The organism is Pseudomonas sp. RIT778 (genome assembly GCF_019718735.1).
Taxonomy (GTDB): Bacteria; Pseudomonadota; Gammaproteobacteria; order Pseudomonadales; family Pseudomonadaceae; genus Aquipseudomonas; species Aquipseudomonas aphyarum.
Genome location: NZ_JAIHBA010000079.1, coordinates 1 through 659, shown reverse-complemented (window position 1 = coordinate 659; position 659 = coordinate 1). Strand labels below are relative to the sequence as shown.

Genomic DNA, 659 nt, shown 5'->3' with positions numbered 1-659 from the left:
TGTGGCTGTTCGCCGTCAGCGCCCGGGCCGAGTTGACCTTCCCGGCGCTGACCGGGCGGGTGGTGGACGACGCGCAGATGATCGAACCGTCGGTGCGCGCGCAACTGAACCAGCAATTACAGGCCCACGAACAGGCGACCGGCGAGCAGTTGGTGGTCGTCACTTTGCCGAACCTGCAAGGCGCCACCATCGAGGACTACGGAGTCGAACTCGGCCGACACTGGGGCATCGGCCAGAAGGACAAGAACAACGGCGCCCTGTTGATCGTCGCCCGGGACGAGCGCAAATTGCGCATCGAAGTCGGCTACGGGCTTGAGGATCGCCTGACCGATGCCCAGAGTTCGGTGATCATCCATCAGGTGATCACGCCGTCGTTCAAGGCCGGCAATTTCAGCAAGGGCATCAGCGACGGTGTCGCGGCGATGCTGGTGGTGCTGGGCGGCAATCCGCTGGACGAACCGTCCACGGTGTATGAATCGGCTGGCGATCCCGCCGATGATTTCGTCTCGCGCCACCCGGCGTTGTTCGTATTTCTGGTGATGTTGTTCATCCTGACTGTTTTTGTCTGCCAGATGCTCGGTATCCTTCCCGCCGGCCGGGGCGGCTCCGGAGGAGGGGGCGGCTTTGGTGGCGGTGGTTTTGGCGGCGGCGGTGGACTG

1 protein-coding gene is annotated in these 659 nt (G+C 63.7%); it reads left to right on the top strand.

The features are described 5' to 3' along the window. The coding region (locus K5E37_RS29330; RefSeq protein ID WP_221535832.1) for a YgcG family protein at nt 1-659 on the top strand (659 nt) is incomplete at both ends.